Origin of the sequence: Affinirhizobium helianthi, assembly GCF_042680945.1 — a bacterium.
GTDB classification, from domain to species: Bacteria; Pseudomonadota; Alphaproteobacteria; order Rhizobiales; family Rhizobiaceae; genus Neorhizobium; species Neorhizobium helianthi.
Map to the genome: position 1 here is coordinate 14,986 of NZ_JBHUEQ010000013.1, position 13,337 is coordinate 28,322.

Below are 13,337 nucleotides of genomic sequence, written 5' to 3' on the forward strand. Positions count from 1 at the left end.
TTTTCGAACCCGTCGCGGGCCGTAAAATTCAGGACAGGCCCATCTGCCGCCGGCTGGAGAGCTGCCCCGCCGCCAAAGCGTAGCCGCCATTGGCGCCATCGATGAAATGCACGTGATTGCGTGAAAGCGGGCTGAACACGAAGCAGGTCATCAGCGCCTGCGGCTGGCTGTGCAGGCCAAATTCGCAGATCCCTTGCGCCTGCGCCTCTTCAAGCAATGCCTTGATCCGTGCGAAGTGGCTGTCATCGATGTCCACGGTCATCTTCAGCCCGTCATCGAATTTCCGGAAGTCGGAATTTGCCGCAACGTCGCGGGCATATTGGCGCGCATCGAAACGGCCCAGCCGTCCGCTGAAGCGGTAAAGCCAGATCACCAGCCAGACTTCGAAGCGCGCCCTTAAAAACGCGGCGAGCTTGCGCTGGAAGCCCGATACGGCGCTGACCTCTTTCGCGATGTTCCTGGCGCGGTAGTTCAGGGGCGGTCCTTCTGCCGGAATGGGATGGCTGCCCCGATCGAGTTCCGCTGTCAGGGCGATGAGCTGGCGCACCAGATGGCGAAAGCCCTCCATGGTGTCGGATGAGACGGGCTTGGCAATGATCGAGAGGATCCGGCCATGCTTTGCCGGTATCGGCTCCCAGCGGCAGGAAAGGCCGGTCAGGTCGGGCAAGCTTCCCGCTGTCGTGTCCTGCACCAGATAGCGCCCGGCCTTCATCTCCGCTTCCGCCCAGCTTGCCCCGCCACCGTTGAACATGGCGTAGCTTGCATCGGCGCTTGCCGCAAAGCGGGCCACGCCCACATCGTAACCGGCTTGTCGAATGTCTTGGACGGGCACCAGCGCCACGCGCATGTCCAGCCTCAGCGCCTCGCGCACCCAGTTGTGTACCTCGGCCAGCGCCTGACGTGCCGCAGCGGATGCCGACGGGGGCAGGGCAACCATGGCGCCGTCGCCGCCGAAGATGAAGGGGTAGGCTTTGCGGCCCAGCACATTCATCACGGCAGAAATGACCGCCGCGCCCGCCATGTTCACATCCTTGTAGCGCCCCTCCGCAATGGCCTGGGTCGAGCCCACCACATCGGCAACCGCAAGCAGCCAGCCATCGGGCAATGGCTTGTAATTGGCAGGATCGGCCACGCCTTCGAACTGGCTCAGTTCCGGCAGGGTCTCGTAAAAATCGTCGTTTGCGGCGGTGCTCATGGACGGCAAGCTAGCATGAGCTTTCGTTGCGTGCATCGGCAATGAGAGCGGTTTGCTATCTCATCGGATCAAATTCCGGCGCAAAGCCGGCTCGGCCGCATTCCCCCAGGGTCGGTCCTTCCTCAAACACCGGGCGCTCAGCTGGCGGAGGGATCGATAACCAGCCCTTCCAGTGCCTTGCGCACGCCCTTCTCGAAGACGAAGACCTTCAGGCTTTCCGTTCTGCCGCGAATGGCGATGTCCTGGCTGGGTACGCTGGAAAGATCCAGTCCCGCCAACCGTGCCACCGGCTCGGAAAGCACGAGCTTGGTATCCAGGTCCTTGGCAACCGTTTCCAGTCGGCTTGCCACATTCACCGTGTCGCCAATGGCGGTCAGTGTTCTGGCATTGCCATAGCCCAGCGTGCCCACCACTGCCGGGCCGGTGTGAATGCCCATGGCAATGCGCAAGGGGTCAGGCAGTTCATTCGCCAGCTGTTCGTTCAGTGCCTCGATCCCGGCTATGATGCGGCGGGAGGCATCCAGCGCCTGGCGGCAGGCAAGTTCCGCATTGCCGCTCAATCCGAACAGCGCCATGGCACCATCGCCGATGAATTTGTCCATGCGTCCGCCTGCCTGTTCCACCGCATGGCCGACGACGCTGAAATAGCGATTGAGCAGGAAGACGATGTCGAAGGGCAGGCGCGTCTCCGTCAGCGTCGTGAAGTTTCGGATATCGCAGAACAGAACGGCGATTTCCCGTTCACGGCCGGGAATGGCTTCGTAACTGTCCGGTGCTTCATCCACCTCGGACTTGGCCACCAGCAGGGGGGTGAGCGTGACGGGGCCATTGGGCCGCAACTGGCAGGCAAGGCGAACGCCCGGTCCGGCCTTGATGCGTGACAGCGTTCGTTCTTCCTGGCTGTCGGGTGGCGAAAGGTTTTCGCTGCCTTCAATGATCTGCACCCGACAGGTGGAACATCGGCCTTTTCCTCCGCACACGGCATAATGCGGGCGGCTTGCCATGCGGCTTGCTTCCAGAACCGTATAGCCGCGTGGAACGCTGATGGCCTGACCTTCCGGAAAGCGGATGGTGATGAGATGCGCCCGTTCGCGCAACCATCTCACCCCGCGGGCAGCGAAGACAAAAATGACAAGCGTGGCAAACGTGCCGTGCAGGGCAAGCCGGATTTCATGCAATTGCTGGCTGGCCTGGGCCGGGAGGGCCGATGGATCGTAATAGCCGCCGGGAAAGCCGCTCATGAGATAGACCGGCGTCGACATGGTGCGGCCCATCTGCATGAAGCCCAGCAGCGACAGTGTCGGCATCAGGATCGCAACCGTCAGGACGCCCGGCCATATTGCGGTGTACCAGGGTCGATAGCGCAGCCAGAAGTGAATGCCGAGACAGCCGTGCAACCATATCACCAGCAAGGCCAGAGCCTGCTTTGCCCCGTTGAACGGCGCTTTCGTCCAGAGCGAATGGACAACGATTTCGTAATTGTCGCGCAGATAGAACAGCGTGGAGGCCAGCCGTGTCGAGACGATATGGTCGATGAGCAGGATGGGCACCAGCAGTCCCAGAATGATCTGCGCCGCCTCGGTCCAGGGCATGGCCATGCTGCGGCGCATGTAAAGCGAGCCGAGGACCAGCGTGATATGGGTGAGGAAGGCGCCGTAGAGCAGAACCGTTCCTGCGGGATTGCGCCACAGGGGCAGGAACCAACGCCGGGCATAGTCCGCCATTTCCACGGAGATAAGGCCAAACATATGGTTCATCATATGCATGGTCAGGAAGGTGAAGATGATCAGGCCCGAGAGAAGCCGGGCCCGGCGCAGGCGGCGTTGTGATATCAGGTTTTCGAGCACGCCCGCTGCCATTCTGTCTCGGCTTTCCGTCTGGTTCAGGGGAGAAATGGCAGCTTTGTCATTGGCTGTAAACGTGCGGTCTGACCGGCGCCCATGGCCCGATTGTTCTCAAGCTTTATGCGATTCGTCTTTCATGTGCTGCGCCGGAATGCGCCATCATATCGTCGTCATTGGGGCAAGCCCCTCGTCAAAGCGTCAGGACCATGCCATCGCGTGCAGCGACAGTCTCGGCGAAGTGCTCCTGCGCCAGCCGCTCCAGAAGGCCCATTTCCGCATCGGTGCGCGATGGCGCGTGATGGAAGAGAACGAGTTTGCGGGTTCTGGCCATGGCCGCCAGCTTCACGGCCTGTTCCCAGCTGGAATGGCCAAAACCGCAATAGCGCTCCATTTCCGCTTCGGTGAAGGCGGAATCGTAGATGGCAATATCGGCATCGGTCATCATTTCCAGCGCCACGGGATCGATCGTGCCGGGCTTGTGCTCGAGATCGAAGACGAGCGCCACGGACTTGCCGCCCCATTCCACCCGATAGCCGATGCAGCCGCCCGGATGATTCAGCGGGAATGTCCGCAGCGTAATGCCAGGGCGAGGCGTCAGCACATCGCCCGCCTTGAAGTCGCGGAAATTCAGGGAGGCCTTGCAGATGTCGAGTTTGACTGGAAAGAAGGGCGGGCTGACGAACTGGTGCAGCATCTGCGATGTCGTCATCGTGCCATGCAGATGGCCCGACCACATGGTAACCGCAATGCTGGGATGATACATCGGCTTGAAAAACGGCAGGCCAATGATGTGATCGTAGTGGCTGTGGGTGAAGAAGAGATCGACCTGTGCGGTGCCATCGGAGAGCATGTCCAGTCCTGCCTCGCGAATGCCTGAACCGGCGTCAAAGAGAAGCCTGTCCTCGCCGCAGCGCACTTCCACGCAAGGGGTGTTACCGCCATACTTGACAAATTCGGGTCCCGACACCGGAACGCTACCGCGCGAACCCCAGAACTTTACCTGAAACACGTCTTCCTTCTTCGGTTTCCCGCCAGTTTCCTTCAGTTGTTCTGCACAATCGTTGAAATTCCTGAATTTTCACTTAGCCAAAGCCCTTTTGGACGAGATTGCAAGACCAAAGCCGGGATTTTGCGCAAATAAGGCGGGAACAGGCAGGCTTTACGCCCACTGGTTGAAAAATGCGCGCAACCTAAAATGCGGGCAATCCCAAAACGGTATGCAAAATTCAGCAGCAGAAGTTTTACTGGAAAATAATATGGTGCCGCTTAGGTGACTCGAACACCTGACCCCATCATTACGAATGATGTGCTCTACCGACTGAGCTAAAGCGGCCCAAGCGAGCTATCGCTCGCGCTGTGAGGGGGCAGATACATGGAATGGCGAACGATTTCAAGCGGGGAAATCATCTCTTTTTTGCAATCCGGCCACGCGCTGCCATCAAGCCGCCTTGCCTGGGGATAAAAAGTCAATCGCTTGCGGTGCTTGCAGTTCCTGCGGCAAGAGGTTACCGGAAGATGAACAGATGTCGGCACGATCAAGCAAGAAGGATATTTCGTGAGCGGTTTGGAAACGGCAATCAGGAACGCGCTCGAGCGTTCTGACCGCGCTGACCCGAATGTGCGCGAACGCATTTATCATTCAGCAAGGCAGGCGCTTCAGGCCGGACTGCAGAAGCAGCAGATCACCGACCTCCAGATCATCAATGCGCAAGAGACGCGGCTGGAGGAGGTCATTCTCCAGATCGAGAGCGAGGAAGCGGAAAGGAACGCCAGAGGCGCGCCCGAGTTTTCCGTCGATCCCGATCTCGACCTGACGCCGTCCCGCGCAGGCTCCGCTCCGGCAGGTCCCGCGCTCGGCGGCCAGACGCGCGAGACCGCATCCGCGAGCGATGGTGGCAACAGGGGTGGCGATCTTGGTGGCATCCGCCCGGAGCCGATGCGTGATGCCCCGGCTGAGCCCTTGCGTGCCGAGCCGGAAGCAGACCGTCTGGTCGCGTCGCAAAAGCGCAATGTTCCGCACAAGCGGCGCCGGGGTATTTTCGCGCGCAAGCCGAAGCCGGTAAAGGCTGCGGCCATGGCTGGCGATGCGCCGAAGGTTCCGGGGGAGAAGCGCAAGCCTCGCAGGCGCAGCTTGATCGCCCGCCTTTTCATCTATCTCATTTTCTTCACCTTTCTCGGTGTCGGCTTGTGGTGGGCCTATTCGGCGGGCGTCTTCATGTCCTATGCCGAGCGGGACAAGAGCGTTCCCAATCCTCCGGCCTCCATTCAGGAGGAGGATTTCAACGGCGCCCCGACCACGGCTCTGGATCCCAAGCAGGGCTTCTCATCCGATTGGCTCGAGATCTACGGCCATGATGTGAAGGCGCGCGTTTCGCCCGGCCCGCAGGCCAGCGCTGAAACGGTGGCCATGGCCGATGGGCCGGCCCTGCGCATCACATCGTCCACGCCCGATACGGCTGGCGATGTGGCCATAGAAGTTCCGGCAGATGTTCTGCGGGAACTGGCGGGCAAGACCTCAACCCTCGCCATGACCCTGCAAGCGGTGGGTGATCAGTCGGTGCAGCTTGCCGTTCGCTGCGATTTCTCCAGCCTTGGCGATTGCTCGCGCCACCGCGTCACGGCCACGCAGGAGCGGTCGGATACGCTTTTCCGCCTTACCTTCGATCGTGGCCTTGCGCCGACGCAGCCCGGCCGCATTTTCATCAATAGCGATATTCTCGGCGGCAAGCAGCCGGTTCTCGTCTATTCCATCCGCGTGCTGCCGGGCCAGTAAGGTCCGGCGCTATTTCAGCGCCTCGCGTCCGACGCTGAGAATGCTGTCGTCGATGTCGCCGATGGCCTTCTTGTCCTTGCCCTCGTAATCGATGCTGTTGAGGATGTGGCGGATGATGTTGAGCCGCGCCCGCCGCTTGTCGTTGGCGCGTACGATTGTCCAGGGCGCGATTTTGGTGTGGGTCTTTTCCAGCATCAGGTCGCGCATCTGCGTATAGTCTTTCCACTTGGTCAGTGCGGCAATGTCCATCGAGGAAAGTTTCCAGATCTTGAGAGGATCGTGGCGCCGGTCATGAAACCGTTTCAGCTGCATTTCGCGGCCGATATTCAGCCAGAATTTGAAGAAGTGGATGCCTTCGTCCACGATCAGCTGCTCGAAGCTGGGCGTCATCTTCAGGAAATGCTTGTGCTCCTGCGGTGAGCAGAACCCCATGACAGGCTCGACACCGGCCCGGTTATACCAGGAGCGGTCGAACAGCACCATTTCCCCCTTGGTCGGGAAATGCGTCACATAGCGCTGGAAATACCATTGCCCCGCCTCGGTTTCGGTCGGTCTGGTCAGGGCCACCACCCGGGCATAGCGTGGATTGAGGGCGCCGTGGATGGTAAAGATCGAGCCGCCCTTGCCAGCGGCATCGCGCCCTTCAAACAGGGCCATGATGCGCTGCCCGGTCTGGCGCATGGAGAGCTGCGCCTTGACCAGCTCGATCTGCAAGGCCTCCAGCTCGGCCTCGTATTGCTCGCTTTTCATTTTCTTCTTGTAGGGAAAACCACCGGAGGTGAGGGCGGTATCCTCCACCCAGTCCGGCAGTTTTGGATCGTCGATATCGAACACCCGTAAACTGCCGCCAATATCCAGTTCGACGGCGCGGCTTTCGCCGGAATGGGTCATGCTTTCCTCCGCAGGCCTGTGATGTCATCGGTGGGCGAAACCTCGCCCCCTTTAGAAGTCTGTGCGTAGTTTTGCAGTTTGCAAGTAGGGATCGCTTTTTTTGCCGCGTCCACAGGCGCACACTGTATATCTGTCATGCAGGCAGGTTATCCCCCTTGGCAATCTGGGGGGAGCTGCGCATGGTAGATGCGAGGATCGAGATGATGCCCGAAAACTGGTTGGAGAATGCGGGCAAACGGCTGAAGCAGGCTTGGCTGGTGCTGATCGCTGCCACCTTGCTGGCGGCTTTGGCGCTTCTGGCGCAATCTCCCGCCTATCTCGTTGTTCTCGGCTGGCTTCTTCTTGTCCTGTCCGTCCTTACAATGCCCATCGCCCGAACGGTTGAGCGCGAGGTGCCGCAGCCTGTTGTCAGCGAGGTCGAGCCGCTCGATACGCTGAAGGTTACGGGCGCGGCCTTTGCGGCTATCGATATGCCGGTCATCGTTCTCGGTCCGGACGGCGGTATCGTGGAGACCAATCCCGCGGCACAAAAGGCCTTCGGTGATTTGATCCGCGGCCAGCATCTGTCCGCACGGCTTCGCTCGCCGGGTATTCTCGATATGGTGCGCGATACCATGCAGACCGGCCAGCCCAACCAGATCGAGCATTCCGAACGCCTTCCCTCGGAGCGGGTCTATGTGGCGCGCATCAAGCCTATCCCCTCTATGGATGGGGAGCAGCGGCTCTATGCACTCTCGTTCCGCGATATTTCCGATCTTCGCAGCATGGATCGCATGCGCTCGGATTTCGTCGCCAATGCAAGCCATGAATTGCGCACGCCTCTGGCATCCTTGCGCGGTTTCATCGAAACGCTGATGGGTCCGGCCAAGTCGGATCTGGCCGCCCATGAACGTTTCCTCGGCATCATGCTGGATCAGGCCACGCGCATGAGCCGGCTGGTGGATGATCTGCTTTCCCTCTCCAGGCTGGAGCTGAAGTCTCATATCGCGCCGGATCAGCGGGTCGATCTGGTGCCGCTGATTGGCCATGTGCGGGATTCGCTCAGCCCCTTGGCCGATGAGCTGGGCGTCGAAATCTTCATGCATCTGCCCGAAGGCAAGGTGGAGGTGATTGGCGATCGCGACGAGCTTGTGCAGGTCGTTGAGAACCTCATCGAGAATGCCTGCAAATACGGGCAGGAGGGCAAGACGGTGGATGTCCACCTCAAGCGGGATGAGACGGACACGGTGGAATTCAGTGTTGTCGATCGCGGTCCGGGCATCCCGGCAGAACATGTTCCGCGCCTCACGGAGCGCTTTTATCGCGTCAGCGTTGCCGATAGTCGCTCGAAAAAAGGCACGGGTCTCGGCCTGGCCATCGTCAAGCATATCCTCACAAGGCACCGTGCGCGCCTGATTGTGAAATCCGAATTGGGCAAGGGCACCACCTTCACCGTCCGTTTTTGACAGGAATGCGGTCGCATATCTGTCACGGTGTCAAAATGCCGAATTTTTTCAGATACTTGACCTGTCATAAATGTTTCATCGAACTGACATAAAAGGGTGGTGCTCCGGCGGCTATCTGTGGCTCGCCGAAGTGCTGGCAGAGCGAGTGCTGGCTTAAGGCAGCGTCCACACAAGCCCATAACGGGAGAAGATTATGACCGTCCTGAAACTTTCCGCAGCTGCTCTGGTTGCAACTGTCGCTTTCGCCGGTGCCGCCTCTGCGCGCGACCAGATCCAGATCGCCGGTTCCTCCACTGTTCTTCCTTACGCAAAGATCGTCGCCGAGACCTTTGGTGAGACTTTCCCGAACTTCAAGACGCCGGTTGTTGAGTCTGGTGGCTCGAGTGCTGGCCTGAAGGAATTCTGCAAGGGCGTCGGCGAAGCCACGATTGACATTGCCAACTCCTCGCGCGCCATCAAGAGCAGCGAAGTTGAAGCCTGCAAGGCTGCTGGCGTGACCGAAATCCAGGAAATCCGTATCGGTTATGACGGCATCGTTTTCGCAACCGATTCCAGCAATGGCGAGATGAAGATCGAGCCGAAGGACATCTACAAGGCTCTGGCTGCTGAAGTTGTTGTCGATGGCAAGCTCGTTGCCAACCCGTACAAGAACTGGTCCGAAATCAACCCGACGCTGCCGAAGGGCCCGATCGCCGCTTACATCCCCGGCTCCAAGCACGGCACGCGCGAAGTCTTCGAAGAGAAGGTTCTGGCGGAAGGCTGCGAGCAGTCCGGTGCTGCCAAGGTCATCAAGGCTGCCATCACCGATGCCAAGCAGGCTGCTGCCAAGTGCGTTGCAGTTCGCAAGGACGGCGCTGCTGTCGATATCGACGGCGATTACACCGAGACGCTGGCTCGCATCGCAGCCAACAAGACCGGCGTTGGCGTCTTCGGTCTCGCCTTCTACGAAAACAACATGGACAAGCTGAAGGTTGCAACGGTTGATGGCGTTGTTCCGTCCACCGAAACCATTTCTTCCGGCAAGTATCCGGTTTCCCGTCCGCTGTTCTTCTACGTCAAGAAGGCACACCTCGGCGTTATCCCGGGCCTGAAGGAATATGTTGAGTTCTTCGTGTCCGACGCGATGGTCGGCCCGGACTCCCCGCTGGCAGAATACGGCCTGGTTGCCGCTCCGGACAACCAGCGTGAGCAGGTCCGCAAGGACTTCGCAGCTGGCAAGACCATGTAATACAAAGTGGAGCCGGCGATCAGATCGCCGGCTTCCTTCCTTCACGGGCTTTTTGTCTGTCGAAGGCAGCTTATCATCTGTTGCCGCGACGGGCTCAGTATCCTGTTAACCGGAATTCTGTACGGCCTCTTTTGAAAGAGGTGCGCGACAAGGCTTCAAGTTTCTGTCGCGAGGCCTGTCGCGTGAAAGTGTGCAGCGGTTTTGCGAGAACGACAGGCTTAAAAAACAAAGAATGAAAGCGGCGGGCGCAATTTCTGAAAGATCGCGACACGCTTTAGGCCCAAGCCGGGGGATTTTATGACCACTTCCATGCTCCTGTTGATTACGCTTGCGATAGCGCTCATCGGCTATCTGGCCGGCAGCCGCCGCGCATCGGCGCTGGCGGGCGGTCGCTCGTCCAGCATGCATTCCCGCCCGGGCTATTACGGCATGTTCGTTGCCGTCTGGTCCGCGCTGCCCGCACTGCTTTTGCTGGGCGTCTGGCTGGTTGCGGCACCTGCCGTCATCAATTCCAGCATTCGCGGCGATTTTCCGGCTGATGTGCAGGCCCAGCCGCAAGCCACCCAAGGCCTTGCCTTCGGCATGATCGAAGGCATTGCGCGCGGTATGCTCGCCCTTTCGCCGGAAGAGCGGGAGCAGGCAGAGCGTAACCCCGCAGATTTGCGTCCGCTGATGGGGTCGCGTGGCGTCGCCATTGCAGGCGATCCCGAGCCCTATATGGTCAAGGCCGCCAATGACCTGAACAGCATGAACGCCACCAGCAACCTGTTGCGCAACGGCCTTGTGCTGATCGTTGCCGTGGCAGGTGCAATGCTGGCCTACCGGCTCATCGCGCCGCGCTTCCGTGCCAGAAACAAGGTCGAATCTGTCATTCTGGCCAGCCTGGTTGTCGCCTCGTCGATTGCCATTCTGACCACCATCGGCATCATTGCGTCGATGCTGACCGAGGCGACCCATTTCTTCGGCCGTGTTCCGGCGCACGAATTCTTCTTCGGAACCGTCTGGGATCCGCGTTTTGCCGCGGCCGGTGCAACGGCCTCGGAAGGTCAGTTCGGTCTCATTCCGCTGTTGCTCGGCACGCTCTATATCGGCTTCGTCGCCATGTTGTTCGCCGTGCCTATCGGCCTCTTCTCCGCCATCTACATGTCGGAATACGCCTCTCCCAAGGTGCGTTCCATCGCCAAGCCGCTTCTGGAAGTGCTGGCGGGTATCCCGACCATTGTTTACGGCTTCTTCGCGCTGACCACCGTCGGTCCCTTCCTTCGCGATATCTCCTCGCAGATCAACGGGCTGGCCACGGGCAATTACGCCAACTTCATTCAGGCACAGAGCGTCATTACCGCAGGCTTCGTCATGGGCATCATGCTGATCCCGTACGTCTCCTCGCTGTCGGACGATATCATCACCGCCGTGCCCCGTGCGCTGCGCGACGGTTCGCTGGGTCTCGGTGCCACACGGTCTGAAACCATCAAGCGGGTGGTTCTGCCTGCGGCCCTGCCGGGTATTGTCGGCGCCATCCTGATGACGGCCTCGCGTGCCATCGGCGAAACCATGATTGTCGTGCTGGCAGCCGGTGTTGCGGCCCGCATTCAGCTCAATCCGTTCGAGCCCATGACCACAGTGACGGTCAAGATCGTCAGCCAGTTGACGGGTGACCTTGAATTTACCTCTCCACAAACGCTGGTGGCTTTTGCGCTGGGTATTACCCTGTTCGTCATCACGCTTTGCCTCAACATCTACGCGCTCTACATCGTGCGCAAATACCGGGAGCAGTACGAATGAGCCAGGTCGTTACACCCACGGCCATCGCCACGGGCGTTCGCGCGCCGCGCCGCGATATCGGCCTCAAGAAGCGTTATGCCGCAGAACGTCGTTTCCGCGCCTATGGCATTGCCGCGCTCTCCTTCGGCCTGATCTTTCTCTTCGTGCTGCTTTGGTCGGTGGTTTCAAAGGGCTATACCGCCTTTCAGCAAACCATGATCACGCTGCCGGTCGAGTTTTCCCAGCAGGTCATCGATCCGCAGAACCAGCGCGAAACCAATGCGCAGCTGCTGATGACGGCCAACTATCCGATCCTGGCCCGCAATGCGCTGGCCAAGGCCCTGGGCATCTCCACCACAGACCGGGCAAAGCTGCGTGAAGTCAGCCAGATGCTGTCCGATGGCGTGCGCGTTCAATTGCGCGATATGGTCGTGGCAAATCCGGCCATCATCGGCACGACGCAGACGGTGACGCTGCTGGCGGCGGGCGATCTGGACTCCGCCTTCAAGGGCCAGATCGATCTGTCGGTCACGCAGGAAAACCGCAAGGTATCCGACCAGCAGGTTGGCTGGATGAAGCAGCTGGCGGAAGCCGGTGCCTTGGCCAAGCACTTCAACACCGGCATTTTCTTCAACGGTGCTTCCAGCCGTCCTGAGGCTGCCGGTGTCGGCGTGGCGCTGATCGGCTCCTTCTACATGATGCTGATCGTTCTGGTGCTGTCGCTGCCTATCGGTGTTGCCGCTTCCATCTATCTGGAAGAATTTGCGCCGAAGAACCGCTTTACCGATCTGATCGAGGTCAACATCAACAACCTCGCAGCCGTACCCTCCATCGTTTACGGTCTGCTGGGTCTTGCAGTGTTCATCAACTTCATGGGGCTGCCGCGTTCGGCATCGCTGGTCGGCGGCTTCGTGCTCACCCTGATGACCCTGCCAACCATCATCATCGCGACCCGCGCTGCGCTGAAGGCCGTGCCGCCCTCCATTCGCTCGGCAGCGCTTGGCCTTGGTGCCTCGAAGATGCAGACCATCTTCCACCATGTCCTGCCGCTGGCAATGCCCGGCATCCTGACCGGCACGATCATCGGCCTGGCGCATGCGCTTGGCGAAACGGCTCCGCTGCTTCTGATCGGCATGGTCGCCTTCGTTGCCAATTATCCGACGACGCCGATGGACCCCTCCACGGCCCTGCCGGTACAGATCTACATGTGGGCCAACGAGGCAGAGCGTGCCTTCGTCGAGCGCACCTCGGGAGCGATCATCATCCTGCTCCTGTTCCTCATTGTCATGAATGTCGGCGCAATCCTCTTGCGGCGGCGCTTCGAAAGACGTTGGTAGTCAAGGAGACGGATCCATGAACATGATGTCCGAAGCAGCAGTAGAAAAGGCGCTGGATCAGAAAATGAATGACGTTTCCTACAAGATGATCGGCAAGGACGTGTCGGTTTATTACGGCGAAAAGCGCGCGCTGTTCGATGTGAACCTGAACGTCCGCCAGAACACCGTCACGGCCCTCATCGGTCCGTCCGGCTGCGGCAAGTCCACCTTCCTGCGGACGCTCAACCGCATGAACGATACGATTGAAAATTGCCGCGTGACCGGCCGCATCACGCTCGATGCCGACGATATCTACGATGCGGCCATCGATGTCGTTGAACTTCGCGCCCGCGTCGGCATGGTGTTCCAGAAGCCGAACCCGTTCCCGAAGTCGATCTACGAGAACATCTCCTACGGCCCGCGCATTCATGGTCTCGCCCGCAACAAGGCGGATATGGACCAGATCGTGGAAGCCAGCCTGCAAAGAGCAGGTCTCTGGAACGAGGTGAAGGATCGCCTGCATGAATCCGGCACCGGCCTGTCCGGCGGCCAGCAGCAGCGCCTCTGCATCGCGCGTGCGATCGCCGTTTCGCCGGAAGTCATCCTGATGGATGAGCCCTGCTCGGCGCTTGACCCGATTGCGACAGCCAAGGTGGAAGAGCTGATCCACGAACTGCGGACCAACTACACCATCGTGATCGTCACACACTCCATGCAGCAGGCGGCGCGCGTGTCGCAGCGCACGGCCATGTTCCATCTGGGCCAGCTGGTGGAAGAGAACGATACCGACAAGATGTTTACCAACCCGGACGATCAGCGCACGCAGGATTACATCATGGGCCGCTTCGGCTGACCCTGAGACCGCATCCTGACCGCTTCGATAA

The 13,337-nt window shown here is 59.8% G+C and carries 10 protein-coding genes and 1 tRNA gene; 6 read left to right on the forward strand and 5 right to left on the reverse strand.

Features of this window, described 5'->3' with window-relative positions; all coding sequences use genetic code 11:
- Nucleotides 1–28: 28 nt before the first annotated feature.
- From ACFSE1_RS07325 to ACFSE1_RS07340, 4 genes are all read right to left on the reverse strand, one after another.
- Nucleotides 29–1,195 (reverse strand): DUF3095 domain-containing protein, encoded by a 1,167-nt coding sequence (locus tag ACFSE1_RS07325; protein ID WP_377398622.1) that lies wholly within the window; start codon nucleotides 1,193–1,195, stop codon nucleotides 29–31.
- Nucleotides 1,196–1,332: 137 nt separating this feature from the next.
- Nucleotides 1,333–3,054, reverse strand: a complete 1,722-nt coding sequence (locus tag ACFSE1_RS07330) for an adenylate/guanylate cyclase domain-containing protein (protein WP_377398625.1) — start codon at nucleotides 3,052–3,054, stop codon at nucleotides 1,333–1,335.
- A 175-nt stretch (nucleotides 3,055–3,229) separates the two neighbouring features.
- Nucleotides 3,230–4,048 carry an MBL fold metallo-hydrolase gene (locus ACFSE1_RS07335; protein ID WP_377398628.1) on the reverse strand — a complete coding sequence of 273 codons (819 nt, stop codon included), beginning with the start codon at nucleotides 4,046–4,048 and terminating at the stop codon, nucleotides 3,230–3,232.
- Between the two features lie 248 nt (nucleotides 4,049–4,296).
- Nucleotides 4,297–4,372: transfer RNA gene (locus tag ACFSE1_RS07340), tRNA-Thr, on the reverse strand.
- Between the two features lie 222 nt (nucleotides 4,373–4,594).
- Between ACFSE1_RS07340 and ACFSE1_RS07345 the strand changes: the two genes are divergently transcribed.
- Nucleotides 4,595–5,812, forward strand: a complete 1,218-nt coding sequence (locus tag ACFSE1_RS07345; RefSeq protein WP_377398631.1) for a hypothetical protein — start codon at nucleotides 4,595–4,597, stop codon at nucleotides 5,810–5,812.
- A 9-nt stretch (nucleotides 5,813–5,821) separates the two neighbouring features.
- Here ACFSE1_RS07345 and ppk2 read toward each other — a convergent pair whose 3' ends face one another.
- Nucleotides 5,822–6,703 carry a polyphosphate kinase 2 gene (gene ppk2 / locus ACFSE1_RS07350; protein ID WP_377398634.1) on the reverse strand — a complete coding sequence of 294 codons (882 nt, stop codon included), beginning with the start codon at nucleotides 6,701–6,703 and terminating at the stop codon, nucleotides 5,822–5,824.
- Between the two features lie 179 nt (nucleotides 6,704–6,882).
- Between ppk2 and phoR the strand changes: the two genes are divergently transcribed.
- The 5 genes from phoR to pstB all read left to right on the forward strand — a co-directional run bounded on the left by phoR (nucleotide 6,883) and on the right by pstB (nucleotide 13,306).
- The gene (gene phoR, locus ACFSE1_RS07355) at nucleotides 6,883–8,148 is read left to right on the forward strand and encodes a phosphate regulon sensor histidine kinase PhoR (RefSeq protein ID WP_377398637.1); all 1,266 of its coding nucleotides are present in this window, start codon (nucleotides 6,883–6,885) and stop codon (nucleotides 8,146–8,148) included.
- 193 nt (nucleotides 8,149–8,341) lie between these two features.
- Nucleotides 8,342–9,376, forward strand: coding sequence for a substrate-binding domain-containing protein (locus ACFSE1_RS07360; protein WP_377398640.1), 1,035 nt, complete (start codon nucleotides 8,342–8,344; stop codon nucleotides 9,374–9,376).
- A gap of 297 nt (nucleotides 9,377–9,673) precedes the next feature.
- The gene (gene pstC / locus ACFSE1_RS07365; RefSeq protein WP_377398643.1) at nucleotides 9,674–11,158 is read left to right on the forward strand and encodes a phosphate ABC transporter permease subunit PstC; all 1,485 of its coding nucleotides are present in this window, start codon (nucleotides 9,674–9,676) and stop codon (nucleotides 11,156–11,158) included.
- A complete protein-coding gene (gene pstA / locus ACFSE1_RS07370) occupies nucleotides 11,155–12,474 on the forward strand; it encodes a phosphate ABC transporter permease PstA (protein WP_377398646.1) in 1,320 nt (439 codons plus the stop codon). The genes pstC and pstA overlap by 4 nt, the downstream gene beginning before the upstream one ends.
- 16 nt (nucleotides 12,475–12,490) lie before the next feature.
- Nucleotides 12,491–13,306 carry a phosphate ABC transporter ATP-binding protein PstB gene (pstB, locus tag ACFSE1_RS07375; RefSeq protein WP_377398649.1) on the forward strand — a complete coding sequence of 272 codons (816 nt, stop codon included), beginning with the start codon at nucleotides 12,491–12,493 and terminating at the stop codon, nucleotides 13,304–13,306.
- The last annotated feature ends 31 nt before the right edge of the window (nucleotides 13,307–13,337 follow it).

Coding starts and splice junctions, on each gene's coding strand:
- pstA (WP_377398646.1), top strand. CDS start 11,155: ATGAGCCAGGTCGTTACACCCACGGCCATCGCCACGGGCGTTCGCGCG.
- ACFSE1_RS07325 (WP_377398622.1), bottom strand. CDS start 1,195: ATGAGCACCGCCGCAAACGACGATTTTTACGAGACCCTGCCGGAACTG.
- ACFSE1_RS07360 (WP_377398640.1), top strand. CDS start 8,342: ATGACCGTCCTGAAACTTTCCGCAGCTGCTCTGGTTGCAACTGTCGCT.
- phoR (WP_377398637.1), top strand. CDS start 6,883: ATGGTAGATGCGAGGATCGAGATGATGCCCGAAAACTGGTTGGAGAAT.
- ACFSE1_RS07330 (WP_377398625.1), bottom strand. CDS start 3,054: ATGGCAGCGGGCGTGCTCGAAAACCTGATATCACAACGCCGCCTGCGC.
- pstC (WP_377398643.1), top strand. CDS start 9,674: ATGACCACTTCCATGCTCCTGTTGATTACGCTTGCGATAGCGCTCATC.
- pstB (WP_377398649.1), top strand. CDS start 12,491: ATGAACATGATGTCCGAAGCAGCAGTAGAAAAGGCGCTGGATCAGAAA.
- ppk2 (WP_377398634.1), bottom strand. CDS start 6,703: ATGACCCATTCCGGCGAAAGCCGCGCCGTCGAACTGGATATTGGCGGC.